The sequence below is a fragment of the Halocatena marina genome, assembly GCF_023276375.1.
Classification (GTDB): Archaea; Halobacteriota; Halobacteria; order Halobacteriales; family Haloarculaceae; genus Halocatena; species Halocatena marina.
This window is the reverse complement of record NZ_JALLPK010000001.1, coordinates 2,856,159-2,882,837: the sequence shown is the minus strand read 5'-3', so window position 1 is coordinate 2,882,837 and position 26,679 is coordinate 2,856,159. Positions and strand designations below refer to the sequence as shown.

Sequence of the window (26,679 nt, the reverse complement as noted above, 5' to 3'; positions counted from 1 at the left end):
TTCTCGTATAGGCACAGTCGAGTTAAGCCAATTTGAGAAGCGATCAGGTTATTGGAATTCGATCGGTGTAGAGTACTGTATTCTTCATTTGCCTAAATATTGATAGAGAACAGTCAGATCTGTTATAAACAGAGAATATCTTTGTACCTCGGTCTCCTAGCCGACAGTGGACGGCGGACTCGCCACGTAGTGGGATGCGTGGTGAATCCTGATCGATTTCGTCGTCCGAACTGGGAGGCTTGGGAGTTGCCATCCTCCATCGGTGGTAATCGAGTCCTCCCTTCTGAAAACTGTAAGAGAGCCATCTGTGGAAATAGTGAACTACCCCACCCTACTCGCTCGCTCGTTGAGGAAGGGGCCTTAACGCCTCAATTCAGGTAATCGAATACATTTCCTAAGCTAACTGTAATAGGTTGGTACTAACTGTCGGTCTGGAATCTCCTGTAACCGTTCGATTGAGAGCTCGTCAGCTTCAGAAACGTTCCAGACAATGTCGAAAAATTCGATGGCGGCGTCAACGAATTGGGTTCGTTCAGTGTAAACGCCACACTCTGGATTCCAGTCGTAACTGTTCTCCATGAAGTTCGCCGAACCGAGAAGCGCGGCCCCTTCTTCTGGCTGCCCGATCGTCTGCAGTTTCCCATGAATTCCGAATTCACCGAGGTTCTGGAAGTCCATCTCGGGACGGACTCGTTGATACTCTTTGAACCGTGAGTAGGTGTGAACAGTAACACGATTACGATGATCCTTTATCTCGCTCAGGAGATTGCGCTGGAGGCGTCGCCATTCCCATTCCTCCTTCGTATGGCGCGTGAGTAAGCGCAGTTCGAAGCCTTGTTCGAGGAGTCGCCGAATCTGAGAGACGTACTCGTTGAAGGTATCGTCATCGAACGGGGTCATGATCCGCAGTATCTTGCTATCGAGCTCCCGTTCCAGTCCAAGGCTGAACAGTCGATCGGTCATCGCCGTATACGAACGCAATCCTGGCGGTTGATTTTTGTGCCAGCGGCGGAGTTGAGCCCGTTCCCGACCCAGTCCGCGGGAATCGTCCACATAGGCGTCCATCTTCTTCTCACCGAGAACATCTGGATCTACGAGCGTATAGGTGAAGTACGCCGGAGCGACGTCTCCGTTGTCAAGGGAAGCATAGTCCTCAGCCACGATCCTGTTCAGAGCGACTGGTTCAGGAGACGTCGACACTGAAACGTCTGACAGCGCATTGATCCGTTGTTGCACTTTCGAACATCGGGTCAGGAGATGAGATGTATATTCCTCTCGAAGGTCGTCTCCGTCGACCGTCAATGGAACCGAGTCGAACTCGATCACTCCCTCATCACGTACTTTACAGTTGACGCCTGGTATTGCCGACAGGGTCCGGTAAACTGCGTACGGCGTCATCGAGAGTCTGTCGGTGAGGAATTGAACGTCGAACATTTCGAACTCAGAGTGAGCGGAAATCGTGGCGAGGACGTTGACGAGAAATTTGCTACCATCGTCAGCCTGTACGTTTGCAACTGCCGACTCATCAACCGAATTAGACGTATCAACACGCCTGAGAGTGGACTCACTCGTTGGTGCGAGAAGCGGCCGGAGAACCTGAAATTCCTGGTCGTATTTCTTACGCTGTCCATCGATCGCATCATCGAGTTCGTCGGGATCGACAAATACCGTCGGTGCGTCGACGAGCGCTGCAACGATCTCCATCGCCTCCGTGTCCTCGCTCAGAGCGACCCCCGTCACTTGTTCCACGATGTCTTCGAGACACTGCTCTTCCTCAACGTCCACGAGCTGAGGGAGAATCCGCCTGTAGGCCTCTGCAATCGCTGTGTCCTCGGAGATCTCATCCTGTGCGTTCAGTGCTGATTCGATTCGCTCGTGGTGCGGTTCGACGCTATCGGGATAGCTCGTTACGAACCCCAGTGATCCGAGCAACGACCCGAGGACGGTTTCTTCCCAGTCGTCGGCAAGGAGACTATCGAACTCTCGTCGCGGGAGCGATTCCTCGATGTCATTGCAGGACCGAAGCACCACCTCAGCCATTCGAAGGCAGTTCACAGCAATCGCTCTCACGAGCTGTTGGGGCTCTTCGGCTGCAAGAATGACCATACCCAGCAGCGTGGGTTCGCCGTTATTAACGAGGTCGAACTCCTTCAGAATCCAGTCGTGGATCCTGGCAACATCTTCCGGGTCGCGTTCACCGTTTGTCCGAAGCATCTCGGCCCTAACATGTGTCGAGAGCCGGTCAGTGAGAGAATCGTTCGCTGACCTTGCGGCAAGTGCGGTGTAGACACTCTCCGGGGAGAGTCCCCAGAGACGCTTAGGGGATCTCGTTCGCAGGCGTTCGGCTACGGTAGTGAGTTCTCCATCAGTCATCACTTCTCACTTCCAGGTGCAGATCGTGGCTTAGCAGTTCGAGCAGTTCCTCCTTATCGAACGAGTCGGGGTCGTTCTGTTCGACACAACCGTACTGGTAGATGCAGTGCGGACAGCCGTTCTCGCAGTTGCACTTCGACTCGCCGGGCGAAAACATCTCGCGCATGATTCGCGTCGCGCGTTCGAACTTCGCGCCGTCGTCCTGGGTAAGGAGGACGGTGATCCCGCTGCCCCCCTCGTCCGAGTCGTACACCAACGTCCCCTCATCCTCAATCGACTCGGGAACCTGCCGGACACTGACGCCCCCGATATACTGGAGTGCAACCCTGAGCCCGTGTGAGAAGCCGTGTTCGAGTTCCTCGCTATCGAATCGGACGCGGGCGGCCTTGGTTGAGAACTTCGTCGCGGGTCGTACCGCGATGCTATCCTCAATCGCGTGCTCGACATTACTCGTGCAGTACGCAGAGTTTCCGACACTCGCGATGACACCGTTGCATCCTTTAACACCACACATTTCGAAGACGTTCGGCAACGGATCAGAGCCACCGTTCTTGTAGGTGGCCCAGTATTGCTTGGTCGAAGCGACGAGAGTCACGTCACCGTATTCGAACCGTCCGTGGACGGCTCCGTCTTCGTCGATGATGTCGTAGGACACTTCGGGATCAAACGAATCGCCAGCGTCTGTCTCGACTGGGGCATACGTGCTCTGGATTTCCTCGTCGGCCTGGTAGACGCTCGACGGCCGAAGTTGCCGTGCGTTTGGCGTCAAACTCATCGGGAGGTCGTACCGGTAGGCCGTCACCCGCTCTGGGACCTCTGTTACGAGTCGTTTCAGCCGGGTACCGCACGACTCGCAGTTGGCCGTATCTGTGTCGTACTCACTTCCGCATGTCGTACAGATCGCGGTATCTTCGAACTGCTCGCTGATGCGTTCCGTTTCACGGGGTTCCCAAGAAATGCGGGTGACGACGTACGTCTCGCTGTCGTGCAAATACGCTGCGCCGGGGTGGAGTTCCGAGAGCGCAATCCGCCTGGCACGAGATCCATCGCTAATCCTCTCGAATTCCTCACCAATGAGTTGGTAATCGACGGAATCGCCGACAGAACGGAGACCGAACGCCGACGGGCTTTCTCGGTCCAGATATCGACCGAAGTCCATCTTTTCGAGTCGCCAGAGGTAGTCGTCCAACTGGTCGGCACGGCGACGTACCTGCTGCTTTCGCTCACGGAGTTCCCGTTTCCGTTCACGGTCACGGGTTCGCCGCTCTTCTCGTCGAATATCAGCGAGTTCCTGGTCAATTTCTTCGAGGTCCTTGTCGATGTCGCGCTGTTGAACGTGATACAGGTCGACGATAGATTCCTCGAAGCTCTGGTGGTCTTCAGTACCCCACAGCGCCCCATCGATCGCCTCGCCGTGTCGTTGCACCACCGATTCGACGGTCCCATTGCATCCGTCCCGGTGACATGTGCCTTCATAGCCGTCAGCGTGTTTCCGCCCACAAGCCGAACAGACGCCGAATGAAAGCAGGTCCTGTAACCACGCCCGGACCTCATCTTTGTTCTCTTCAACCAGCGTGCGTAACGCTTCGAGCGGAGCATCGTCGTCATCGAACTGGAGTTCGAAGTTCGATGTCGAAAGTAACTCGGTGAACCTGAGTACGTCGTTCGGTGGCGGTTCGGTACGGGGCGTTGGATCATCCTGACAGACGACGAAGTCATCGAGGCCACTGGGATCACGACGCCACGGAACCCAGCGAGTCGTCGCAGCCCAATCGAGGATCGCCCATGTGAGCGATTGATGCAGCACTTCCCGATTCACCTCATTGAGCGGGACTTGCTGCGGGTCGGAGGATATGAGTTCCTCGGGATGTTCGTGGTAGTAGTAGTCGATGGGGTTACGCTGGCTCACCGAGTGAACCAGCGAGCTTCCGGACGCCCGTCCGGCTCGTCCAACTCGCTGTAGGTAAGAGTTTGCGTTCGGTGGCGTCCCATACAGTAGAAGCGTGTTGAGATCGCCGATGTCGACGCCGAGTTCCATCGCCGGGCCAGACGAGAGGAAGTGGGGGTAACGACCCTGTCGGAACTGGTACTCCAGCTTCCGCCGCTCGTCCCGGTCGGTCTGTCCGTAGTACGCCCGAGCGAGCAACAGCATCGGATCCGACGTTGCCACCTGCTGAGCGGTCAGCGAGAAGTGCGAGTGCGAAAAGTCGGCACGTTCTTCGGGAGTCGCGGTGAACGCCACAGCTTCGTCTGAAACGTCACCGAGATCCGCCAGCAGCGAGGTGACGAACTTCTCCCGTCCGGGGACGTAGTGTACCGGCGTTTCGTCGTCGACGACCGTACACTCGATCGCCGATTCCTCGACCAGCACGTATCGGCTTCCATCCTCATCGACGCGGCGCAGCAGTCCCTGGTCGATAAGAGACTCTAGGTGGTCGTGGCCACTGTCGACCTCGTCAATTAGGCTCGGTTCGTACCGATGGTTTTGCCCAACGCTTTCGGATAGGAGCTTCCATTCTCCTGGCGTGAGGTTCTCGATGTCTGCATTCAATTTGACATCGATCAAGCCCTCCTTGGTGAGTTGAGTGGTGCGATAGCGCGTGCTGTACTTTCCGGGGAGAACCCGTGAAACGAGTTCCTCGGTCAGGTACTCGGTGACCGACTGGTCGTAGCCAGTCAGTCTCTCGAAGATCTTCGGATCCTTCCCGGTCTCACCTTTCAGGTCTGCTTCGTAGGCCTCGGCGTCGCTCCTACCGGCGTCAACAACTTCGGCGAGTGAGGTCCACCCTGTCCCGTCGGCTGTCGATCTGACGCTATCGACGAACAACTGGTCGAAGAAGAACGACTCCTCAGGTTCGCGGAAGTTTCGCTCAAGTTCCTTCATGTCGGATTGACTGTCCGCGAACGAGAGCATCTTCGATTCGCCGAACGTCGCCGAATCGTCCCGCTCGGCCAGCGAGCGAAGCAGGTAGCGCGCCGTCGTCACGGCCGCGTTAGCCGGACCACGGAGCATCGAGTCATACCGTCCGCTCTTCGAGTAGGTTTCTCGCCGGTCCTCGTGGTAGCACGGGAGTCCGCCGGGGAAGTCGCTCGCCCCGCGCAGGCGGCCGTTGTCATCAACCATCCGGTAGTTGCTGTATCCCTTCGCTCGCCGGGCGAGGTTGAGTTCCTCACAGTCGCAGTCGTGCTCACCGTTCGGCAGGAAGGTCTGTTCGCAGGACTGACATTCATCTACCATCCGAACATCGAACAGTGAAGATCGAACGAATCGACGCTTACCACAACCACAACTCGACGGAGGACGACCGAAATACACCTCGCCACAATCCGGATCGCTGCAGGTCCATCCGAGGAACCGCTTGGGTTGCAGGTCGCCGTCGCAATCTGCGGCAGTACACTCCTGGCCTTCCGGATCTTCGTAATATTCCCCGCACTCGGTGCAGTATTGGATGTGTTCGTCCGCCAGGGGTTCTAAGGCGGTGGAATCACAGGAGTGGCAGGCCGGATCCCGAGCATCTTCAACGAGCACCGTCTCGCTACACTCTGGATTCGAGCAGACGTGGTTCTCCATGGCGTCATCGAGAACCATCGGCGTCTCACACGAGGGACACTCCTGCTGACGGTCGATCTTCTGGCGTTCACCACAGTCAATGCACTCGTAGAATGGCCGCCAGTAGACCCGCACCATCTCAGGGGTCTCGCCCTTCATGGTTTCACACTGGCACTCTCTCCGTTGGAAGTATTCGAACCGGCCCTCCTCGGACGTGACGGTGTGGGGGACGAGGCGCTCGCAGTTCGGGCAGAACCAAGATTCGAGGGATTCCTCGCCACACTGGTTGCATAGCGAGAGTTTGGTGACAAAGTGGTGGCCGCACTCGGTGCAAGACGACTGTGGCGTGTCGTAGACTGTACCGCAGTTGAGACATGAGTAATAGCCGTCGAGTGGCCAACTGAAGAGATGGGCGCGGCGTTCCAAGATACCCGAGACCTCGCCGATAGTCATGAAATTCGCCAATACCGTCTCGGCCTCTGACTCGGTAAGATTCGAGGTTTCGATCAATTGCTCCTGGAGTTCGTCCGGTCGGAGCGGTGTCTCGTGTAACGTTGCGTAGATGCCCCTAACGAACTCTAGGGGCCCACCGTTTTCTTCTACAAGATGTTCGTAGAGGGCGTCGCTGACGCTTTCTTCTTTGGAACCTGAATCCACGGCAGCGGCCTCCAGAACTTGCCGTGCGACATCGATCTTTCCCCCAATCAAGTCGTCGTCGGTCAGTACCTCCGCAGTGAACGCCGACGGAATGGTTTCGGGGAAGGCTGCCTCAAGCGTGAGTTTGTCTTCCTCAACGACCGCGGTATCGGGGTCGACGAACGGGTTGATGCGCTGGAAGACAGCGAGTTTGTTTTCGACAGTCGCACTCGCACCGATGATCGTGAGGTCATCCTCGGCCTCGCTATCGTAGCCGTTGAGTTCCTGACGCTCCCGCACGTACCGTCGCATCAGCGCCGAGGTGAATGATCCGAACAGTTCGGAGTACTCGTGGATCTCGTCGAAGACAAAATATTTCGGTTCGGCGACGAAACGCTGCTGTTCTTCGTGTTCGTTGACGTTGAACAACCGGTAGTTGATCGTGTCGGGATTGGTCAAGAGGATGTCCGCTGGTGCCTCAACGATAGCGTCACGGGTGACCTTGATGAAATCGAAGGCGAGGTCATCCTCGTGATCGGCCAACGGTTCGACGACAAACGAGTCGTCCGAGCGCCGGCGGACGGTCAGCGACGAGTCACACTCGCCACAGGGGCAGTCGAAGTACTGGAACGTAGTCTGGAGGTACGACAGCTCATCCGGATCGCGGCGTTTCGTGTCACCATCGTAGATACCGACCGTGATTTTCTTGTTGGGTGACCGATCACGATTGAGCGTGAAGAGGTAGTCGATCAGGCGCTTGAGTTGGTCTTGAGCAAGTGCTTTGGTCGGGTAGGTCAGTACGCATTTGACGCTGTCTGGTGGATGTGCCTCGTGCTGGTCGGCCTTTGCTTCACAGATAAACTGGAGAATCGGGATGAGCCAACCTTCGGTCTTGCCACGACCTGTCCCAGCCGTCAGGAGAGTGTGGTGATCGTCCATCACCGCCTCGATTGCATCTTCCTGAAACTCGAACAGTGATCGGAAGCCCGCTTCGGTGAACGTCTGGGTGACGTCCTCATGGAATCCGTGATTGGCAGCGAACGTCTTCCAAGGCGTGTCGCTCATCCGAGCCAGATCGAGCGCTTGGAGATAGGGGCCCTCCGTCCGTATGAACTCCGGTAGGTCGACGGAAAGCGACTCTCCCGCTCCTTCGTGGTACCGGGAGATGAGTTCCTTTACGGCTCGCTGGGAGGGCGAGCTGGCGTAGTGTTCTGCGTACGATTCTCGCATCGTGTCCGCGAGTTCGAGTGGGTCAAATTCCATCGGTGGTAATGTAGGATATTTGGGATGTCGTTAGTCGGTAAGCTGTTCCTCTACTGTTCGTTCCTCGAGCGGTTGGATTGAGAGGCCATGTCTCTTCAGAATCGCCCAGAGACCGTCCCGATCGAACGACCGCTGGTCGTTCCAGACGTCACACCCATACTGGTAAAGGCACGAGGGACACCCGTTCTCGCAGTCGCAGCCGAACTGCTTCCGCATAAGTTCAACGCCGCGGTCGAAGGCCCGGAAATCTCCGTCCGACCGCTCGAAGAAAAGACGGGCGACGTCGGACCCGCCTTCTTGTGACTCAAAGACATCGATCCGATCCTCACCGACGTGTTCGGCGAGTTCGCGGATGGTGACGCCGCCGAGGTACTGGAGTGCGACTCGGAAGCCGTGTGCCATTGTGTGTGAAAGCTCGCGGTCATCCAGGTCGATCCGGATCCCTTGCGTGTCGTAGCGGTAGCCCAACCGGACGAACTCCGAGTCCGCTCCACGGCCGTCCGGAAAGTGTTCGGAATCAGCGCTACACCGACGTTCGTCGTCGCTGTCTCGGTAGATGACACCGGGGCAGTTCTCTTCACCGCACACCTCGAATAGTGTCTCACGGGCGTCCACTTCCCCAGACTTGTACTTCGTGCGGTAGCCGTCCGTGTGCAGGAGCACTGAGTAATCACCATATTCCAACGTCCCGAGTCGCTCTTGGTCATCGGTTCGGACTTCGAACGTTCGGGTGGGACTAAAGTCAAGTATCGATGTCTCACGTTCTGTGTAGGTATTCTGAACCCCCAGATTCGGGTTGTCGTGCAGGTATCGGGTCTCGTCGCCTTCCGAAGTCAACTGAAGATTGTCGTGGTAGGCGTCGACCGAATCCAGCACGGCGAGTCGTCGCCGTTTCAGTGGCACGTCGGCTTCGCAGTCACAACCGACTGCGGCGTGACCGTAGGTGGAGTGACACGCGGGACAGACCAGTTCCTCGGCCAAGTGATTCTCGCCGTCCGAGGTCGCGTTCACCGCCTCTCGCAGGTCCGATCCCGACTTCTCGTCGAAACGGACACGAGCGACAGTGTAAGTTTCCCTACCATCGAGGTACGCCGCGCCGGGGTGGAGTTCAGAGAGCGCCATTCGCATCGCCCGGCCACTATCCTGATCGCCGACCGTCCGGCGGTCATACCCCTCGTCGACCAGCGTCAGTCCAGCTGTCGTCGCTACGCTACGCATCGAAAAGTCGTATTTTGACTCTCTGGATTCCCGGAGGAAGTCGAAATAACTCGAATGCCCGAGATCAGAAAGGTACTCACCGAGGATGTTGATCCTGTTCTGGAGACCACGCCGATCGCGCATGATCTGACCACGTTCGTTAGGGCCAGCACGCTGCTGCTCGCTCCGGAGCTGTCTATTACGCCGGCGCAGGCTAGCCAGTTCGTCCTCTAGCGACCGCTCGTACTCAGAGAAGTGGGTGATGTACCGCTCCTCGAAATGATCGAGGACGTCGTCGACAAGGTGTCCGAACTGGGCACCGGCATGCAGGATCCGACCGCCACAGTCGTCACGCTCGCAAATAGAACGCTCGGCGTTTGCCACGTACCGGCGCTCGCAGTCCTCGCAGTACCGGTAGTCCAGTAGGGCGGCGAGGTGGTCGCCGATGTTAGATCTGTAGTCGTCGACGACTTCGGCCAGGACTGCCAGTTTCGAGCCGTCGTCCCCCAGCGACAAGGTATTCGCCGTCAGGGACATGACGTGAGTCAATTTGCTGGCTTCCTCGCGATCGACCGGATCGCGGGTGCTGCGTCGGTGGTAGGTATCTCCCCCGTCGATCGACCGGGCCCGGCCGTGGTGGCTGACGTCCCAAGGGATTGAGAAGTGGGCTGCCACGTAGTCGAAGACGGCCCAGGACAACGAAACGCGCAGGACCTCCTCGTTGTGTTCATTCAGGGGCACAGGCGTCGGGTCGGTGTCGATGAGCTCGTCGGGGTTGTCGTAGTAGTAGTAATCGATCGGATTGCGATGACTTACCGAGTGGACCATCGACGAGTGCGAGCTGCGGCCAGCCCGCCCGATCCGTTGAAGGTAAGCGTTCATGTTTGGTGGTGTCCCATATAGCAAGAGAGCGTCCAGCGCCCCGATGTCGACACCAAGCTCCATCGTCGGCCCTGAGGAGAGGTGGTGCGGGTAGTTTTCCTCACGGAAGAGGAACTCCAGTTCCCGCCGCTTTCGCTTGTCAGTCGTCCCTAGGTACTCCTCGGAGATGAGAATCCTAGTTCCGGAATATCCGATCCGGTGGGCGCGCTGGGTGAAACGGGGGTGCGACGGCGAGGCCCGCTCTACGAGCGAGGCGTCGGACGGTACCGTCGCCGCGCTATCCAGTCCGAACTGGTGCTGGAGCGTCGTGTAATACCGTTCGGTGTCGGGATCAAACCCGATTCCGTCGGCTCTGCCTGCGACTGTGACCGAGAGCGCCGATGGATCGAACGAGATGTATTCATCGGAGTGGCCGTAAGCGAGGATATCCCGGTCGACGAGTTTCTCGACCACTGTTTCGGCATAACGATCGGATCCCGGGTCGTCGAAGTTCTCAACGCGATAGCCGTTGCCCCCATCGACGAGTTCCCGAACGATTACCCGCTCGTCAGCAGAGAGTGCGTCCAAGCCGGACGCGAACCGTACGTCGAGGAGGCCGACCGCCGACAGCGGATCGTCGCGCTCGCCCATCCGCTGACTGTAAACGTGCGAGAGCGCACGCCGGGTAAGCCGGTCTCGGAGAGCATCGTCATCATCCCACCGCTTACGGGGCTGGTTCTTCAATCGGGACTTGAGGTCGAACTCGACACTCCGGGCCACTTGTGGCGGTTCAAGCGTTTCGTTGAGATCCTCGATCGTGTCGTCAGCATACTCCAGAACGTCGTTGAACGGAACCCACGGATCTTCGTCGTCGCCGGCGGCGGTGCCCCGGATCAGCAACTGGTCCAGCAGTGTCTCGGCCTCCGGTTCCGAGAAATCCCGGCTGAGTTCCTTCATGTTGCGGTGGGAATCCGCGAACGAAAGGAGTTTGGCCGCCTGCTGACCCTCGTCATCGGCAACCGCCCGCAACAGATACTGCGAAGTCGTCGCCGCCAGGTTATTCGGGCTTCGCATCAGTTCGTCGAACCGACGATCAATCTCGTATCGCGCGTACGAATGGGGGCAGGGGACCGCCGACGGTTGATCGCTCATCGTACGAATCCACCCCTGCGTGTCGATGGTCTTGTACGCCTGATGGGAACCGGTCCGTGAATGAACATCGGGATCCTCACAATTACATCCTTCATCACCGAGGAACATGGTGTCACATAACTGGCAGTGCTGGTCGTGACGTACCTCGAATAGTCCCCGTTTCACGAACTGGTTAGCACCGCAGTCACACTGCTCGGGTTCGGCCTCGAAATGGATCCGACTACATCCATCGTTCGTACAGACCCAAGGGACGTATCGACTCGGACTCAGGGCCAAACCACACTGGACGCATTGGTCGGGAGCCTCGTCGGGTTGCTCGTAGGTTGTCCCACAGTCAGGGCAGTCGAATCGGGCGTCACAGCTAACAACACGGAAGTCGGTTCCGTTACAAGACGGGCACATGCGCTCGGCCTGATGGGCCAACTCGCACGCTGGGTTGACGCAGGTATAGATCTCCGGATCCGTCCTGACGGTTCGTGCTTCACAATCGTCGCACTCGCGGGTCGTCGTCCGCTCAGTAACCCGGTCGCAATTGCGACATTGGAGGAAAGGTCGGAACGTCGATCGGACCATTCCCACCTCTTCTTCGCGGGTAGCCTCGCAGCGCTGGCATACGTGAACCTCATCCCGACCGACCGATCCATGTTCGGTAGGGGTGTACGGCTCCAGTTGGTCGCACTCCGGACAATACCAAGCGACGAGGTGCTCGTCGCTACAGTGTCGGCAGTAGGTCGATCGGGTGACGAAACCGAAGCCACACTCGCGACAGTCATCCTGCGGCGACCGGTAGACTGCGTCGCAGGCCGAACACGCGTAGAAGCCGTCGATAGGCCAAGAGAACACGTGACTCCGGTTCTCAAGAATCCCCGAAAACTCCCCTAGGGTGCGAACGTTAGCGAGCAGCGTCTCCGTCTCGTCCTCGTCGAGACTCAGTGTGGTCGCCAATGTGTTGTGGAGTTCCTGCCGAGTCAACGGTTCGTCGCACAACAACTGGTGGACGTACTGGACCAACTGTACAGTGGGATCGTCGCTCTCGTCGGTCAGGTGACCGAAAAGGGCGTCGGTCACGAGCGTCTCACGCCGGTCGCGGTCGTACTGTGACGCATTCTCCAACGCGTAGTCGAACGAATTCAGCCCTGGAACGCCGTCGTTGGGGTCAGCCGTTGCCTTGAGGATTCGCTCGACTGATAGCGTGTCGGTGAGCAATAGATCCGGCACGGTTGAGGGTATCACTCTCTCAAGTTCCCGTGGCGACTCGCTGACTTGCGTGACATCCACTGCGCCGCTCACCTTCTGGAACAACTCGACGTCGTTCTCGACGGTCGCGCTGCTCGCGACGAGTTGCAGGTCGTCGGTCCCGCGGGCTTCGCGTAACTCCTGCACTCGCTTCATCAGCATCGACGTATAACTCCCAAACAGACCGTCGTAGGTGTGAACCTCATCGAACACGAGGAATTCAGGTTCGTAGACGAAGCGCTCGTGTTCGTCCTCCGCGTTGGTGTTGATGAGTCGGTAGTTGATCGTGTCTGGATTCGTGAGCAGAATGTCGACACCGTTCTCGAGGATGTCGTGTTTCGTCAACCGGAGGAAGTCCAGGGGCACGTCGTTGGGGGTGTCATCCTCGCAGTCAGCCTTCTCCGGAATCAGTTTGAAGCGAGTACCCATGTTCCGAATCCGGACTCCGCCACCGCAGTCCCGGCACTTCGCCAAGTCGTCGTTGTACCCGGGACACTCGAAGTGGCGGAACGTGGCATTGAGGTATCCCTCAGCTCCGGACTCGCTGACGTTACGCGGGGTGTCACCGTCGTAGATCCCGACGGTGATACGGTGTTTGGACTTCAGTTGCTTGTTGATGAGGTAGAGGTACTGTAGAAGTCGCTTCAACTGATCCTGTGCGAGGGCCTTCGTCGGGTAGATGAGTGTGGCCTTGACGCTAAGGTCTTCCTCATCGTCGCCACGACGCTTCGTCTCCAGAATCCGATTGAGAATCGGAATTAGCCATGCCTCAGTTTTACCCCGCCCAGTCGCGGCAGTAATAACGGTGTCGTCACCTTCGAGGATCGCCTCGATACTTCGCTCCTGAAAATCGTAGAGCCGCTCAAAGCCGATCTGTGAGAACGCACGCCGGATGTGAGGTTCCAGCCGAGACGACTGGGCGAACGTGTCCCACGATCGGTCGCTCCAATTCGGGATATCGAGCGCCTGGAGGTACGGGCCACGCATTCCCGTTATGCCGTCCTCACCGTTTGCGAGTCGGTTCTCAATGCTCCGTGCGGCACGCCCACCGCGGCCGATGAAGTAGTCGCGGTAGGCCGCCTTCATCTCCTCCGCGCGGGTGACAGGATCATCCATGTTTAGAGGCTGAGCTTGACCGCTGATTCGAGTTCGTCGACGCTCTTCATCTCCTCTAGGGAGTCAAGTGCAACATCGGCCAGCGTGACTTGCTCCGACTTGCTGAGCTTTCGGATTTCTTCGACTGTCGAGTCCGAGAGATCATGTTCCTCCTGAAATGCGTCAAAACTCTGTAGTGATTGGTGTTTTTCCCAATTGCTGGTGGCTCGCTCCCATTGGTGGACGAACTTCGTCGCCCTATCGCTCGAATCCATCAAGTCCCGGTTGAGCAACCGCCGGATTTGATTGAGCGTCTGGTTGAATTTCTTGTTCTGGCTGCCGAGGATCGACTGGAGTTCTTCGGCGGCGCGTACCTTCTCCTTCCACTCGTTGCTATTACGCCAACTCGTGTCTTCGTCTCCGTTTTCGATCAGCGTCTGGATCTTGTCAGTCGCCATTTTGATCTGGCGTTTCGCCGTCTTGATCTGGGAGATTTGTGTTTCGACTTCGGCGGTCAGTTGCACCTCTACTCGACCACTGCTGTCAACACCCGTCTCGTCGAGAACAGGCTCTTCTTGGCTAACGTCGTCACTCTGAACGTTTTCCAGTAGATCGTCTTGAGTGACGTCGGTGGCCTTTTCCGCCATCTGTATGGCATCGACAGTCATCGTTGGGGTCGAGCCGCCGAAGGCCTGCTCCAGTACCGTCTTATAATACCGTAGGTCGCGAAGACGGTCTGCAAGCTCATCGAGTTCCCCATTCAGCTCGCGGATATTGAACTCTGCAATCGAGAGGTGATGCTGGGTGTTTTGTGCTTGCTTGTGTTCTTTTGCCTTCCCTTCAAGTGCCTCGACAGCTGTCGGTAGCGATTGTGAACGGGACATATTAGAGATCCTCCGTTAAAGAGCGGATCGTCTGACGTTTCTCCTCGTAGTTGCTGTACTCCTCAAGTTGCTTGATGCGGTGTTCGAGGTTTACCCCGGTGGCGTGTTCGCCGTCCTGAAGGTCGTCGATGAGTTCATCGAACGCTTCGTAGACTTTCCAAGCGGCCTGCTCGTGACGACTTCGTGCAAAATCGTGGAGCGTGGCGAGGAGTGTCACTCCATTCGTGTCATCGATGTCCCGGAACTGCTCGACATCCTCGCGGAACAAGGCGAGACCCAGATCTCTCGGAGAGCCATCGACCTCCTCGAGACCGAGCAGTTCGCGGGCTTCCTCGTAGGATTTCTTGTCGCCAACGTCCATCACGCCGCGACAGGCCTCCAGCGTCTCGAACCAGTCGACTAAGTCGGCGGCAGTGTGGACGCTGTCGTACCACCTTCCGACGGGGGCAAGTGACCTATGGATGTGGTCAGCGTCTTCATCGGTGGTGAGCCGCTGGAGTTCGGTCGCATAGTCGGAGATGCGGTCGAAAAGCGTTGCGACCGTAATCCCTCTACTAGCCTTGTTTCTGGTCGTTCCAATCTTGTAGGCATCGGCGAGGTCGCCCATGTCGATCATCATAGCAGCGTCGACATGGGTCTCGAGGTTCTCTGCCACTGCACTGCGAGCCTTCGATAGGCGTTCGTAGTCGACGACACCTGATTTGAGGAGGAAAAATCCTTGAACAAGTTCATCGATATGGCTTGATGACATCGCCAGCTTCGCGAACGCTTCCCCGAATGAACTGTTCGAGTCGAAGTGGTCGATGAGTGGCTTTCCGTAGGACTGGTCGCTGTTGTACTCCTCGAAGACGACTTCAGTTGGAATCGACTCGTCCTTGACTTCGTACCCGCGAGCGGCATTCACGAGGAAGAATTGCGCCAGCACGAGGGTCTTTTCGATGGTAAGTTCTTCGGGGAGGCATGCCTCGATCTCCCCCCGCATCTCTCGCTTGAACGTGGTGACGTTGGTATCCGTCCACGCCCGAAGTTGGTCGAAGTTCGTCGTCTCGGAATCGAAAACGTCGAATAGTCCATACTCCAGCATGGGAGTGTAGAGGTCTTCGTGCTCCATCCCCCACTCGAGTTCGATGTCTACGCTTGCCTGACGTTGCTGATCTCCCTGAATTGATACAGGAATATTGTCACCACTCGTATAGTAGATTGCCCCGGCCGCTCTGTCTTCCGATGAATCAACTGGAGCTTCGTGATTACTGAGCCGGGTGGGCTCGTGCCAGCGTTCGAGGACCGTAACAGCTCCATCGTGAAGTGTGTCCGAACTGGGATATTCTTCGCCACTGGTCACCCAGTCCTGAAATTCCTGATACTTACGCTGTTGTTCACGTTCTTTCTCGGAGAGATCAGGATACTTGAATACAGCAACATCATCTACCTCCTCCCCGGTCTGACCTACTCCCTCTTCCTCCTCGCTCTCATCGATTTCGTTGTCTTCCTCAGCTTCCTCATCGTCCGTGTCGACATCTCGATTCGGGGTCGGAGGATTCTTGATCTTGTCCAAGACAGCGCTTCCCCTACCCCTGTCAAACACGACGTACTCGCCCTTTACGGATGCGTCGTCGCTATCGGGGAGGCCGATACCGAACGTCTCGAATATACCGAGCTTCACGCCAATTCCGCCTTCGACTGGAACGCCGTACCAGCGGCTGACGTCTTGGTAGATCTGGTCGTACTTCATGTCGATATCGAAGGTTGGCGTGTTGACGAACGAGTTCGACTTCATCGCCTCGAATGGTGGCCAGGTTGACTTGAGGCAATGTTTCACCACCCGCAAGAGGAGCAGTCGTGGCGTCTTTCGATTACTGCCCTCATCGCTCAACTGTCTATAGGCGACGTGGACGAAGCGTTCGTTGAACGGGTACAGACCGTCAAACGCCGCCTCAACCTCTTCGGTAATACGGTTTGTTTCGGAGTTTCGCTTAATAGCGTCCAGATACGAGCGAGCGAGAGCGACTGAGGCGTCATCATCGAGGAAGTACGCCTCACCGTCCTCGTTGGACATCGTCAGATACCCTTCCGAGCGACCTTTCATGTACGTCGCCGCGTCACTACGTGCGAGCGCGTCGTCGATGTTGTCCTGCTCCCAGCCGATTGTCCACCCAAGGACGATATCGTAGTTGCTGCTGCCGAGCTCGAAGATGTGGTCCAAGAGTTGCTCCTTCAGGACGCTGAACGTTGTAAGATCCTCACAGATGAGCACCGGACGGATACCTTGTTCCAGATACAGATCCGAGTATTCCTGGAGTTGCTCCTGGAAGTCGCCAACGAGGTTACGAGAAAGGTACTCGTGGGCCTCGTTTTTAAGGACCGGGTAGAGTAGGTCTTTGTTCTCGGTGAGTTTGGTACTGAAACTCAACTGGAGTCGCAGGGCGCGAAAGTCGCTGCGTGTCAGAAGATTGAAGTCTGGATTCTGATCCCGGGAGTTGAGCGCTTCCTGGTACTCCCAAATGTTTTTGGCGAAAATCTCCCGCAAGTCGCTTGAGTCTCCACGCGGTTCCGTCAGTTCCCGTATCTCGTAGTCGGTGAAGTGTTCTGTCGACCAGATGCCACGCAGGTACTCTACGATAGCGCTGGCAGCATCCTTGGGATTCAGATCGTCAATATTTCCGACATCGGGGTCGACGTCTAGGGGTTCGGTCAGGGTCTTAACGATCTGATCCATCCGGGTCTGGCTTCGTGAGACGTGTAGAGCTACGTAGTCTTCAATTCCGTCATCCGCACCGTAGCCGTTGATCTGGTACTTTGTCCACTCGCACAGTTGGCTCTTCCCCGAACCGGGTTCACCGCGCAGGATGAAAATCCGATTCGGATCCGGGTCATCTTCGCTATCAGGACCGCCAACCGTTGAGGCCGTGATGGAGTCAAGAACATTCTCCTGCGTGACGAAGCTGCCCGAGACACCGAGCGGCGTCAGCGTGTCGGCGTAGATCCGGTCGATGTCGACGTGAGTCTCCTTGAATTGCTCAGGCGTCTTCTTCTTTGTATGGGCTTCCGAGGTGATGAAGTGGTCAACTTGGTCGTCATCCCAGTAACGGGGCATGTCACCGGGGGCCGCCGATGTAGTGGTTTGCTGGTTCATTGATGGGTCGAGGACTGATTGAGTGGGTATTGGTACGCCATTGCATGTGGACGCGGGCGGAGAGAGACGTGGGTTACGCTCCGCCGGTTCCCACGGTTGTCCTCGCCGAGGTTCGCCGGGGGCAGTTTCACCTCGTTTTTCGCGTCACCGAGAGCTAAAAGGGACAAGACTTTGTCATCCTCCATGTTCCGGAGGACGTCTGCAATCGCAGGATGTACCCGCGGGGTTCCGGACCGGTTCAAGTAGACGGTGAACAGGTTCTCGTGGATCCAGTCGAGTGCGAAACGGAATTCGCCATCGTCGAGCGTCGCGTCGCCGTAGCTGGGATCATCACTCGAACTCATCGGCGCGAGCACAAGTGCATCGTGTACCAAGACTCGGCAGGGACTCAGCACGATCCCGTCTTCGGTTTCGGATATAAGGCCCAGTCCTTCGCACATGATAACCCACATATCTATCTTCTCGTCGGTCCAGCTGAAGTCATACTCCGTCTCACGCTTCAGAATTGTCCGAAGGTCGTCACGGCTGGAGTCGACAGTTCGACTCTCCTCACTCATCAGGACTCGGTGGACGTCAGCAAAGTGGCGCTGGCGGTCTTCCTGCTGGTTGCAGTGGTACAGCAAGCGAATTTCGAACGGGAGGTTCTCGAAGTGACTCTCGTTTATTCGCTCGACTGTGTCCCTGATGTCGCCGCTTGGGCTCTCTATGAGGTCGACTGCGTTGAGGAAGCGAATCGTGTCCTCGACATGTTCCGTCTTCAACCCCTTCGCTGTCGGGCGTCCGAACTTACCCGTGACTTCGGAGACGCTGGTCGCTCCTTGGAGGGAACGATAGACGTGTTTGAGTTCCGGTGCTCGCACCGAGATAAACCCGGTGAGTAACTTGTCCGGCTTATTGTTTGCCGGCGTGTATGTGGTGTTCATTTATCCTCCTGATGGCGGTAGCGATAGTTGTCGAGTCGTTCTCCCTCGAATTCCACCAACTCAAGCATGTCTAGCATGCGATTGGCGACCTGCTGGGTCGGGCCGCTTTCGGTCCACGACCGGAGTGCTTCCCTGATACGCTCAGAGTAATCTTCGAGGACGTTTTCGACGTCCTCACGGATGAGATAGTACAGCGGGTCCCAGGCCGGACTATCAGCAGGAATCTGCGTGTAGTCGAACAACTCTGGGATGGTGTCTGCGTTTAATTCCGCCGCCTTGTGATGGGCAGAAACCTGATGGAAATACAGGTTCTGCGTCGTTGACAGCGATAGGTCTGAGTCAAGGTTGTACTGCAGGTAGCGCTTCAGAAGCGCCTTATGATCGGCGACCGTACATTCGAACTCATCGATAAACGATTTACCTGGTTTCTTCGTGTGCTTGGGCATCGTGGGCGTGTTCGTGTCGGTGACGAACACGTAGGGGACACCCGAGGGTCGGCCCCGCAGCAATTGGCGGACAATGTCCTGGTCGTCAAAGGTACGCTCCTCGTCGCGCAGTTCACCGGTCAGCATTTCCTGACTGACGTAGTGAACGAGGGGAAACTCGACTTCCTCCACGCCGCTCTCTCGCAATGACTCGTTCGCGATCATGTCGTACTCAACGAGTCGCAATCCGTTGTCGTAGATTCCGGGATAAGCGACTGTGTCGAGGCCGAACTCTGCCAGCAACGGCAGCGTCCGGAGTTGCGCTCGTGCTTGCGTTCCAGTTTTGGCGAGTTGCGGATCTCGGATCACGAGAAACGAATCTCGCGTGCCGATGAACTCTGCTAACGCGGGCGTATCGGTATCGGGTGAGTCTGTCATCGTCTGGGTGTCTTGGGAGTTTGTCTGGCGTCGATGTGGGATGGACGCCGTTCGTTCGTATCCGATGACTGAAGGCGTGGCTACAGGACGATTCGGCCGTTTCAGGCCTCCTCGAACGGAATACGGCACGTACTATTCAGATCGTATTTGATATAAATATATCGATTTATTTATATTTTATTTTATACAGATGTCACTCCCCGCTCCGGGCAATCCCATCGCCCGGAAACGGACGTGTGAACAACTTAGCAATAACATGGAAAGCATCAAGTAACTATCGGTAGTGCAACAAATGCGAGTCAATTGCAGTGATTTGGAACGACGAATCAGCGAAATTGGGCCAATTGGTCCATTTGGTGAAGAATCTGACCCAGTTCTGTGCGAATATCGTGCCGACTGTTGCACTGAGTCGGAACAATAAGGATCATCGGAGGGGATGTCAAATGTATGCGTACCTATCTAGCGCCACTGGGTTTCGACAGTCGTCGCGTGGTACGACCAGTTCTAAGTGAAGGTCTCGATTCTGGCGATCACGTCTTGTTACTACAACCTGCTACCGAATCCGAGCAAGGGGACGACGCGTTCAGCGAGGTAGAAGACGTTCTTACACAGGTGGTTCCCGGTCTCGACCTATGGACCGAGACTCTGCCGTACTCGGATTTTGTAGAAACAACGCTGTACTGTGCCGATCTCATTCGGGCGTCGGACGGTGAAACTATCGTAATTCTCGGTGGGGGTGCTCGAGAATTACTCCTGCCTCTGACCGTCGCGACGTTCACAAGTACGGACTACGTGGACACTATCCTGCAGGTGGGAGATATCGACAGCAGCGTTCGTCGGATTCCTCAGTTGAATCTCCGAGGGAATGTTTCGGACGCCGAAGCAAGATTACTGGCAGATCTGGACGCTCTGGATACACCACTTTCCATCAGTCAGATAGCAAATAAATTGGGCAAGTCAAAAAGTACAATAGCTCGCCACGTCAGTAGTTTGGAATCTGAAAAACTCGTTTCGACTACGAAGGAAGGACGGTCGAAGAACGTCTCGATAACCGACAGTGGGCGTGTATTTCTGAAGACGTGGAGTAGACTACAAATCTGATATGTTCGAATTTCGTTAGCGTTAACAGTTGGGTTGATGACAGACTAGGTTCAGCTCCCCCGCTTGGCATTCATCATATTACTTCTTGTACGAGATCGCCGTCGATCCGGTCGTTTCTCGTCGACTACCTCATCGGGTACCCGGGTACATACCGAGAGAACCCGTCGGAAATTACCCTGTGATAGCTGGGGAATTACTGACAGACACTCTTTGGTGAATGGTTCAGTATTCGTCGTTCCGTTTGCCATGCTGTGTTTAGGTATCGAGAGTCCGGTGGGCGCTTCGTGTTCCAGTCTGTTGAAGTCGGCACTTACCTCTCGAACTCGCGGAGGTGTGGGTCAACCCCCACCTGCTGACAAAAAAGGTGGGAACTACGAGGTGTTCGATCCCGAGGTTGGCTCCAAGAACCGTTCCGTCCTCAGCGGTGTTCCGTTCGGTGTTGTTCTTATATCGGCAAAATCCGAACTGCATGAGGTACTCGCCGTCACAGGCAGTGAGTGTGCTTTCTGTGACACTCCATTCTTCCAAGTTGAGATACTGTCGCTGTTACGAACGTGCTCCTCTCCACCTTACCGTTCACTCGTGCTTAAGGTAGGTGACTCCGCGCTATCGCTTCTTGAGTTCAACAAGAGTCAATACACTGTACATAGAACATGTATTGTGATGTCGACGGATGATAGAATACGGACAGCGTCGAACCCCGAGAAGACGTTCAACGACCTCCTCACGTACGCTGAACTCTTGAATACACCACGGTTGGCTCGCCTCTACATCTATATTCTTCAGACCAGCCCTGTGGAGATCGAGATCATCAAGCGAGAGCTCGATATGGCCCATTCCACGACCTACAAATATATCGGCCAGCTTGAGGAGATGGGACTCCTCTCTCGAAATGAGGACGCGACACCAACGACGGTCTCGGTCGTTCTAATTCGTCTGCAGTTCGACACCAAGCACGGCGACGTTCTTGCAACACCCACGCTGATCGACGCAATCGGACGGCAACTTGAGTCAGAGGATATCCGAGTGTTCGTCGAACGACACGGAATCGCGAAATTAGCTGCTGCACTCCACTACACACTCCGGATTATGGCTGGTGAGCTCACACAGCGGACTGCAGCAACGAAACTCGGTGTCCATTCCGTCGAGGGAATGACCGTGTTCACGGCACTCCAAGATGTCGTTGAGGACGCTGTCTCCTATGATCCGTATGTGGATCAATCCCTAACTGCCCGAACTCCTCGACATAGACGTCCTTGGGGAGCAGTTCGCCGTCAGCATCGCGCTGTCGAGTGACCGCCTCGAATGATGGATATTCTCCCTCGTCCTCCTCGATATAGTCGGGGTTGACCGTGTCTGCTGGAGATTCGACAATCGTTCTTGAGTCGTCGTCTGAATTGTTAGACATGGATCTGGTTCTGGTGTCTGGTAGTCCGAAATCTATGTGTGGCTGAACTCGATCGCCTCACGGCTGTTGTCGATATCTTCGAGTGCGGTGAACGTCGATTCGGGCAGAAGGAACGCCTCACCGGATTCACTGCTAGCCGGTGTGCCCTCCGACAGGAACGCCTTCGAGAGCGTGATATTCCCGTCAGTGAGCTGGATCTGATACTCTCCCTCACGGCCCTCGACGAAGTCCTCGAAGTTGTCATTCGATGCGGTCTCACCAAACGCGGTCGTCTCCGATGTGACCTCTTGTGTGCCGACCTGCCGGGCAATTTCGAATCCGGTGTCAGTCGCGGCCTCCTCGCCCATGTCGTTCGAGATCGTGAGGCTAGAGCCCTGATGATAGTCGGCGATCGCCCGCCCGTTCCAGAGCACTTCTGCGCCGATCGCGTACTGCTTGCCCTCGAGGGATGTCCCGTCGTCGAAGGACCCGGAACCGAGCGGTGGAGTTCCGCTATCGTAGTCGATGCCATCATAGAGGGAGGTGCCTTTCACAACCCCAAGCAGCTGAGCGGGCTCGCCTGCCGATCCCGCCCCCGATCCATCATCGTCATAGACGAGGATTGAGCCCACGTGTTCGTCCGGCACCCAGATCGTCCCGAGAGAGCTGAGTTCGGACGAGCTCGCGACTGCGGTGGTCGCATCTGCTGCGTCAGTCGTCACCGAGGCCGTCTCGCTTGCATCGACATTTTCCAGTTCAACCGAGAGGTCCGTATCCGAGGGATCGGTCGACACAACGTGCAAAAATCCGTTTATGGGCTGATCCCACTGGTATGGCCGGACCATCTGGAACTGATAGGGACACTCGACGACACAGAGTGCGTTGTCACTCGCATCGATACCAAGCACGGCCTCCTCCGGCCGGCCTCCGCGCCCATAGATATACTTGCGCGTATCGCGCGACTCAGCGCCCGGATCTGACCCGGACGGATGGCTCGTCGGATCGATATCCGGCCGGTCGAACCACTTTCGATGAACCGTGTTCCGAGTAAGGATCTGATCTTTCTGTGTGATCTGCAAGAACGAGTGCGTATACTGCAGCTCGTTATCGGCCGTTCTCGCTGCCGCGTCTCCGATCGGATCGACCGAGTTGCCCCCCGCGTCGTGTGGGAACCGTTCAAGCTCGTATTCAACGGTGAGCTCGTGCGTTTCCTGCGCTTGATTTTTATCGTGCGGATTGTCGTGGCCGAGCCCACGACGAAGGCCGAAATCCTTCTCCGGTGATGGCTCGGTCGTGTTGACAACCGAGGAGTAGAGTCGCCACTCCGGATCGGTCGTTGTCTGTGGTCGCCCTCGCGAGTCGAGTGTCTCGCGAGAGTAGTACGTCTCGATGCGTCTAACTGCGCTTTCACTTGACATATTTAGCTATGATAGTTGAAGCCGTCTGGCTCTGATTGGTCAGTATTCTCTTCCTCGGTAGCCCCGTCGACGTCGTCGTTCTCTTCACCTTCATCCTCCTCGTCCTCGTAACGAGAAACGTCGTAGCGGTCGCTATCGAGCAACCACTCGCCGACATCTTGCGAGACGTTGAATGTCCCCGTCGACGCGACGTCGATTTCGTGACGTTCGTCGTCGATCGTGACGGTGAACGCCGATACCGTCGGCTTCCCGGTCGAATCGGTTTGGTTTACTGTTAATCGCATTTGTGAACTGGCCGTCAGTGACGGCCTACCCAGACCCAGAGCGGTCACTCGCTGATCGTCGTCTGCGAGGTCATTCCGCTAGCGGGCTGGCTGTGATCATGCGTCTGCATGCGACGCTCGATCGACCGAGCGACGCGGAACAAAAGTCAGCCGCGATGGATCGATACCGCGACTGCCGTGACTGAGTCACGGATTTGGAAGTTTGTCGTAGATGAATCGCGCCTGAAACTGATGCCTGAAGACAGGTTTCACATCCGCCTGATCGGATGTGTCCTCGACATCGCGGCCACCATCCGGCGCAGTCGCGCGAAAATCCGACGTCCGCTGAGTGTCGATGATGATCTGCTGGGCGTGCTGCTTCAGCTCTTGCCGAACGAGCTTCGGATTGAGATCGTCTCCACCGACCCCGATCCCCTCACAGTCAGAGTGTGTCCCGGCGACCGCGTCGACGAGGACGAATCCGCTCCATCGCTGCATCGCTTTGCCGGTGATGCTGTGGGTCGCAGTGAATCCCGTCTCCCCGCCACGAAGCACGCCCTCATTCTTGCCCGTGACAGTAATCGCTGGGAGCTTCTGATCCCGCGAGTACCAGCCAGTCTGGAACTCTGGCTCGGATGCCAGTGATGTCTGGGAGTTATCCCAGTTGTCTTCGATGAGTTGCCAGATTTTCTTTGTCGGATCCATACTGAGGATGCTTAGGTTGTTTAGAGGGTGTCATAGAACTGTTCGCATACTGTGCTGTCCTCATTCATCGACCGGTAGACACAGAAGATGCAGTAATCAATTCGGTGCGGTAATTCTTCAACGAATTCGAAGTAGGGTTATCCACTACGTTACGAACGTCATAGTTGAGATGTCGACCGATTCTTCATTTCCGTTGCCACTCGTCTTTCTCTTCCCGAATCTTCTTAGAAACCTCCATATCGAATCGATCTTTGTTCTGTTCGAGTTTCGTAGTGACCGCTTCAGTAAGATCAATATCGAGTTGATGAGCCATGCTCATGCTGTAAATGAGAATGTCTGCAATTTCCATTCGTACTTCCTCAACGAAGTCGTCGTAGTTGGCGATTTGTTCACTTTCGATATTATCGTGCCAGAGGAACAGTTCGAGTAGCTCCGCAGCCTCGACTGAGATTGCCTGGGCAACGTTCTGTGGTGTGTGATATTGGTTCCATTCTCGCTCTTCGAGGAACTCGATATACTCCTGCTGGATGTCGTCGATATCGTCGGGCATACGATTCCAGCGCGCAGAGAGCACAAAAAGGAGTGTCGCTTCAGTGTCTAATGGAAGAGTCATTTGAACCGTTGCTTCACTTCAGGTCGGATTGGGAGGGGGCCAATCGATATATGCGCACGCTCTATCTGCCAGCTGATTCACCGAAAGCCGAGTGAAATCAAGCCCTTGTGAATAGTTCTATGACACTCTCTGCTCAGGATACTCAGGATCCTTCTTCGGTGTCGATCGCATCGCAGCGGAGGCGACCATTGCCCTCGTCGACGACGTTCACCACCGTGTGCCGCCGATCGCCGGCATCGACAACCTCGGATGGCCACGGGAGCTCCCTGTCTTGATCGTCTGTCGTACCCCCGTCAGTGACGAGCGTGTCGTCCGGAAGATAGATCACCGCATCGAGCGTCGTTTCCTGCCCACTGGGGCTAGAGACGACGACCGGCTCGGTCGGGTATTCGATCTGTCCGGTCGTCGATATCGGGTTCGACGGGTACGGATTTCTCTCATGATCACCATACTCGTCTTCTGGTCCTTCGAGATAGTTGTAGACCTCAACCGGATCCTCGAACAGATCGGAAAACAAGTCGTCGTAGTTGTTCAGAATGTCTCCTGTGCGTGCCATGATTACGCTGGTAATGGTCCATCGCCGATCGAAGTCGAGACAGCAACCGAGCCGTCAGCCTCCTCTGCTCGGATACTCCCTCGGAGAGTGCCCTCATCGACGGGCACGACTTCCTTCGCGTATCGCTCGATTTCGAGTGCGACGTCACGGACGAGCTCGTCGATCGAGTCGGCGTTCGCAGCCCACCGGTCGATATTCCGACGAGCGTGATCGGCCGCCGGTCGCAGATACGGCTGAGCCGCCATTTTATATGTTCCAAATTCGACGTAAATTCCGTATTCTATGTTCGTCGCGACAATATAGGTCGTCGTCGTGAACCAGCGCTCTTTGATGTCGTTGACTGTGTTTAGGAGGCTCCCAACTCCCGTCATTTGAGCACCGGGCTTGGGCATTAGTAGTCGATCCCCCGTGCGTCCGGAACTGAGACTGTGGCTGTCTGCTGCTCAAGTTGGGCGAGTTTCCCGGTGGGATCGAGCTGGACAGCTCGCCGCCAGTATGAGAGTGCATTCTCGGAATCGAACGAGATCTGCCGACTAGCCTGCTGTACTGACGAGACCGATCCCTCACCATCATCATGAACGTATGCTGCCGCGATGAGCGCGCCGACGAGCTCCAGACGACTAGTGTCGTTCGAGTGTGGTGCGAGATCGTCGTTGACAATCTCCTCGGCGACTTTGATCTCAAACGCGAGATCATCATCGCTGTAGTCACTCTGATCGGCATTGAGCGCACCGCGGACGTCGTCCGGAGAGATGGTGATCGGCATTTTACTCCTCGTTCAGCTCTTCGCGACGATCGGCGATCGCGTCCCTCACACCGTCCCGGTCGCGACCTCCCTTTTCTGCTTCGAGCACCGTATCGAGATGCTCGTCGACCATGCCCGCCTCAATGTCCTCAAGGACGGGATCCATCGGACTGCGATCGACGAATTCGCTCGCATCGAATTCACTCTCAGACTGGCTCGGCTCCATCCGCTCGAACGTCTGCTGTCCATCCGTCTGCTTCTCACCGCCGTCGACGACAGCAGTGAGGGTATGAGGCCAGTCCTCGGCTAGCGAGGGATCGGCTTCGAATATCTCGCCCACCTCGTAGCGAGTTCCCTTGTGCCTGAAGCGCCCCCACTCGACGCGATACGTGATTGTGTCGTTACTCATTGCTCTGTGGAAGTCTCTCGAATGCTGCGTTCTCGCTTGTCTTCGTACTCAGCGAATTTCTTCTCGACCGTGCGCTCGATGAAAGCCTCGATATCTGGGGGAGAACAACGTCGTCCTCGTCCTGTCCTCCAAAGAGACCGCCTTCAATGACCTGCTCCGCTCGCCGACGGAACTCGTCGGTCGCGTCGCGATATTTCCGCGCCGCAGCCTCGTGCCCCTTCTGTTCGCGATGGTTTGCGTGCTTGTCGAGTGCAAGGACTGCATACCGGACGTCGGCGACATCAATATCGTCGAATGTGATTGTCTCGCCCGTCAT

20 protein-coding genes are annotated in these 26,679 nt (G+C 56.4%); 3 read left to right on the top strand and 17 right to left on the bottom strand.

All coding sequences use genetic code 11. The annotated features are described in order from the left end of the window. Nucleotides 1-399: 399 nt before the first annotated feature. The 7 genes from MW898_RS13440 to MW898_RS13410 are packed head-to-tail and all read right to left on the bottom strand — an operon-like array spanning nucleotide 400 to nucleotide 19,295. Entirely contained in the window at nucleotides 400-2,373 is a 1,974-nt protein-coding gene (locus MW898_RS13440) for a phospholipase D-like domain-containing protein (protein WP_248908166.1), read from the bottom strand. Next, complete coding sequence (locus MW898_RS13435; protein ID WP_248908165.1) at nucleotides 2,366-7,822, bottom strand: DEAD/DEAH box helicase; 5,457 nt, start codon at nucleotides 7,820-7,822, stop codon at nucleotides 2,366-2,368. Before MW898_RS13435 ends, MW898_RS13440 begins: the two co-directional genes overlap by 8 nt. Nucleotides 7,823-7,852: 30 nt before the next feature. Next, nucleotides 7,853-13,384 carry a DEAD/DEAH box helicase gene (locus tag MW898_RS13430; protein ID WP_248908164.1) on the bottom strand — a complete coding sequence of 1,844 codons (5,532 nt, stop codon included), beginning with the start codon at nucleotides 13,382-13,384 and terminating at the stop codon, nucleotides 7,853-7,855. A gap of 2 nt (nucleotides 13,385-13,386) precedes the next feature. Further along, nucleotides 13,387-14,247 (bottom strand): hypothetical protein, encoded by an 861-nt coding sequence (locus tag MW898_RS13425; protein WP_248908163.1) that lies wholly within the window; start codon nucleotides 14,245-14,247, stop codon nucleotides 13,387-13,389. A gap of 1 nt (nucleotide 14,248) precedes the next feature. After that, nucleotides 14,249-17,380, bottom strand: coding sequence for a hypothetical protein (locus MW898_RS13420; protein ID WP_248908162.1), 3,132 nt, complete (start codon nucleotides 17,378-17,380; stop codon nucleotides 14,249-14,251). Beyond that, the gene (locus MW898_RS13415) at nucleotides 17,377-18,303 is read right to left on the bottom strand and encodes a hypothetical protein (RefSeq protein ID WP_248908161.1); all 927 of its coding nucleotides are present in this window, start codon (nucleotides 18,301-18,303) and stop codon (nucleotides 17,377-17,379) included. The genes MW898_RS13420 and MW898_RS13415 overlap by 4 nt, the downstream gene beginning before the upstream one ends. Next, complete coding sequence (locus tag MW898_RS13410) at nucleotides 18,300-19,295, bottom strand: hypothetical protein (protein ID WP_248908160.1); 996 nt, start codon at nucleotides 19,293-19,295, stop codon at nucleotides 18,300-18,302. Before MW898_RS13410 ends, MW898_RS13415 begins: the two co-directional genes overlap by 4 nt. 318 nt (nucleotides 19,296-19,613) lie before the next feature. Between MW898_RS13410 and csa3 the strand changes: the two genes are divergently transcribed. Then, complete coding sequence (gene csa3, locus MW898_RS13405) at nucleotides 19,614-20,267, top strand: CRISPR-associated CARF protein Csa3 (RefSeq protein ID WP_248908159.1); 654 nt, start codon at nucleotides 19,614-19,616, stop codon at nucleotides 20,265-20,267. A gap of 255 nt (nucleotides 20,268-20,522) precedes the next feature. Here csa3 and MW898_RS13400 read toward each other — a convergent pair whose 3' ends face one another. After that, a complete protein-coding gene (locus tag MW898_RS13400) occupies nucleotides 20,523-20,795 on the bottom strand; it encodes a hypothetical protein (protein WP_248908158.1) in 273 nt (90 codons plus the stop codon). 135 nt (nucleotides 20,796-20,930) lie between these two features. Between MW898_RS13400 and MW898_RS13395 the strand changes: the two genes are divergently transcribed. After that, complete coding sequence (locus tag MW898_RS13395; protein ID WP_248908157.1) at nucleotides 20,931-21,563, top strand: DUF7437 domain-containing protein; 633 nt, start codon at nucleotides 20,931-20,933, stop codon at nucleotides 21,561-21,563. A gap of 144 nt (nucleotides 21,564-21,707) precedes the next feature. On the opposite strand, the gene MW898_RS13390 is transcribed toward MW898_RS13395, so the two are convergent. After that, nucleotides 21,708-23,072: a hypothetical protein gene (locus MW898_RS13390; protein WP_248908156.1), complete on the bottom strand. Its 1,365-nt coding sequence runs from the start codon at nucleotides 23,070-23,072 to the stop codon at nucleotides 21,708-21,710. A 2-nt stretch (nucleotides 23,073-23,074) separates the two neighbouring features. Then, a complete protein-coding gene (locus tag MW898_RS13385; RefSeq protein ID WP_248908155.1) occupies nucleotides 23,075-23,356 on the bottom strand; it encodes a hypothetical protein in 282 nt (93 codons plus the stop codon). A 17-nt stretch (nucleotides 23,357-23,373) separates the two neighbouring features. Between MW898_RS13385 and MW898_RS13380 the strand changes: the two genes are divergently transcribed. Beyond that, complete coding sequence (locus MW898_RS13380; RefSeq protein ID WP_248908154.1) at nucleotides 23,374-23,541, top strand: hypothetical protein; 168 nt, start codon at nucleotides 23,374-23,376, stop codon at nucleotides 23,539-23,541. 1 nt (nucleotide 23,542) lies between these two features. Here the strand turns inward: MW898_RS13380 and MW898_RS13375 are convergent, their stop codons facing one another. The 7 genes from MW898_RS13375 to MW898_RS13345 form a co-directional block, all read right to left on the bottom strand. Next, nucleotides 23,543-24,040, bottom strand: a complete 498-nt coding sequence (locus tag MW898_RS13375; protein WP_248908153.1) for a hypothetical protein — start codon at nucleotides 24,038-24,040, stop codon at nucleotides 23,543-23,545. A 184-nt stretch (nucleotides 24,041-24,224) separates the two neighbouring features. Next, nucleotides 24,225-24,653 (bottom strand): nucleotide pyrophosphohydrolase, encoded by a 429-nt coding sequence (locus tag MW898_RS13370; RefSeq protein ID WP_248908152.1) that lies wholly within the window; start codon nucleotides 24,651-24,653, stop codon nucleotides 24,225-24,227. 142 nt (nucleotides 24,654-24,795) lie between these two features. Further along, nucleotides 24,796-25,209 carry a hypothetical protein gene (locus tag MW898_RS13365; RefSeq protein WP_248908151.1) on the bottom strand — a complete coding sequence of 138 codons (414 nt, stop codon included), beginning with the start codon at nucleotides 25,207-25,209 and terminating at the stop codon, nucleotides 24,796-24,798. A 2-nt stretch (nucleotides 25,210-25,211) separates the two neighbouring features. Then, nucleotides 25,212-25,601, bottom strand: coding sequence for an HK97-gp10 family putative phage morphogenesis protein (locus tag MW898_RS13360; RefSeq protein ID WP_248908150.1), 390 nt, complete (start codon nucleotides 25,599-25,601; stop codon nucleotides 25,212-25,214). Further along, nucleotides 25,601-25,975, bottom strand: a complete 375-nt coding sequence (locus MW898_RS13355; RefSeq protein WP_248908149.1) for a hypothetical protein — start codon at nucleotides 25,973-25,975, stop codon at nucleotides 25,601-25,603. The genes MW898_RS13360 and MW898_RS13355 overlap by 1 nt, the downstream gene beginning before the upstream one ends. A 1-nt stretch (nucleotide 25,976) precedes the next feature. Beyond that, nucleotides 25,977-26,363, bottom strand: a complete 387-nt coding sequence (locus tag MW898_RS13350; protein ID WP_248908148.1) for a hypothetical protein — start codon at nucleotides 26,361-26,363, stop codon at nucleotides 25,977-25,979. Then, the gene (locus tag MW898_RS13345) at nucleotides 26,356-26,679 is read right to left on the bottom strand and encodes a hypothetical protein (RefSeq protein ID WP_248908147.1); all 324 of its coding nucleotides are present in this window, start codon (nucleotides 26,677-26,679) and stop codon (nucleotides 26,356-26,358) included. The genes MW898_RS13350 and MW898_RS13345 overlap by 8 nt, the downstream gene beginning before the upstream one ends.

Bases quoted from the DNA above. Each gene is read 5' to 3' on its own strand.
- MW898_RS13370 (WP_248908152.1), bottom strand. From the start codon at position 24,653: ATGACTCTTCCATTAGACACTGAAGCGACACTCCTTTTTGTGCTCTCT.
- MW898_RS13375 (WP_248908153.1), bottom strand. From the start codon at position 24,040: ATGGATCCGACAAAGAAAATCTGGCAACTCATCGAAGACAACTGGGAT.
- csa3 (WP_248908159.1), top strand. From the start codon at position 19,614: ATGCGTACCTATCTAGCGCCACTGGGTTTCGACAGTCGTCGCGTGGTA.
- MW898_RS13355 (WP_248908149.1), bottom strand. From the start codon at position 25,975: ATGCCGATCACCATCTCTCCGGACGACGTCCGCGGTGCGCTCAATGCC.
- MW898_RS13395 (WP_248908157.1), top strand. From the start codon at position 20,931: ATGTCGACGGATGATAGAATACGGACAGCGTCGAACCCCGAGAAGACG.
- MW898_RS13390 (WP_248908156.1), bottom strand. From the start codon at position 23,072: ATGTCAAGTGAAAGCGCAGTTAGACGCATCGAGACGTACTACTCTCGC.
- MW898_RS13435 (WP_248908165.1), bottom strand. From the start codon at position 7,822: ATGGAATTTGACCCACTCGAACTCGCGGACACGATGCGAGAATCGTAC.
- MW898_RS13420 (WP_248908162.1), bottom strand. From the start codon at position 17,380: ATGAACCAGCAAACCACTACATCGGCGGCCCCCGGTGACATGCCCCGT.
- MW898_RS13365 (WP_248908151.1), bottom strand. From the start codon at position 25,209: ATGGCACGCACAGGAGACATTCTGAACAACTACGACGACTTGTTTTCC.
- MW898_RS13415 (WP_248908161.1), bottom strand. From the start codon at position 18,303: ATGAACACCACATACACGCCGGCAAACAATAAGCCGGACAAGTTACTC.
- MW898_RS13345 (WP_248908147.1), bottom strand. From the start codon at position 26,679: ATGACGGGCGAGACAATCACATTCGACGATATTGATGTCGCCGACGTC.
- MW898_RS13360 (WP_248908150.1), bottom strand. From the start codon at position 25,601: ATGCCCAAGCCCGGTGCTCAAATGACGGGAGTTGGGAGCCTCCTAAAC.
- MW898_RS13425 (WP_248908163.1), bottom strand. From the start codon at position 14,247: ATGTCCCGTTCACAATCGCTACCGACAGCTGTCGAGGCACTTGAAGGG.
- MW898_RS13385 (WP_248908155.1), bottom strand. From the start codon at position 23,356: ATGCGATTAACAGTAAACCAAACCGATTCGACCGGGAAGCCGACGGTA.
- MW898_RS13430 (WP_248908164.1), bottom strand. From the start codon at position 13,384: ATGGATGATCCTGTCACCCGCGCGGAGGAGATGAAGGCGGCCTACCGC.
- MW898_RS13440 (WP_248908166.1), bottom strand. From the start codon at position 2,373: ATGACTGATGGAGAACTCACTACCGTAGCCGAACGCCTGCGAACGAGA.
- MW898_RS13350 (WP_248908148.1), bottom strand. From the start codon at position 26,363: ATGAGTAACGACACAATCACGTATCGCGTCGAGTGGGGGCGCTTCAGG.